General features: G+C 54.2%; 1 protein-coding gene. It reads right to left on the bottom strand.

The features are described from left to right. Positions 1 to 544 (bottom strand): hypothetical protein (locus ED901_RS16285; protein WP_205965116.1); only part of this gene is annotated, 544 nt, incomplete at both ends.

Genomic DNA, 544 nt, shown 5'->3' with positions numbered 1-544 from the left:
TGACTGTATGTTTTCCGCGCCCTGAATATCTTCACCCACAAAGACATTGTCGAAGGTTTGGGTCTGGGCGGCGGTGCCGGAGGTAAAACCGGTATCAACAGAAACGTCATTCAAATCAGCATGACTGACCGTCATTGTCCCTGACGTGCCGGCGGCAGTGGTGCCTACGGTATAGTTGCTGACTGTGCTGCGGTAAACCGAGGTGGTATCGACAACAGAACCGGCTTCGCCTTTCACCAGACCGCCCGACGTCACACCCGTACGCACATTCACTTCACCGGTATTCACCAGATGCGCCGTGGCACTGCCTCCGCGGTCAAACACATAGGAATCGTTGGCATTGATATTCACCGTGCCCTGGTTATAGGCCGTGACGTTGTCGCCCACCGCTTTAAAGGCCACAAGCCCGGTACCATTTTCTGCGACAGAAAGGCTGGAATCGCCAAGATTGATCGTCCCGTTGTTGACCAGCGTCGTATTATTTTGACCGGACATTGCCACCGCAGTACTGCCGCTGACGGTCATTGTCCCGTTGTTAACAAAG

Source organism: Rahnella sp. Larv3_ips, from assembly GCF_003697865.1.
GTDB classification, from domain to species: Bacteria; Pseudomonadota; Gammaproteobacteria; order Enterobacterales; family Enterobacteriaceae; genus Rahnella; species Rahnella rivi.
Note: the sequence above shows the minus strand (reverse complement) of the source record. Positions and strands in the feature narration are given on the sequence as shown.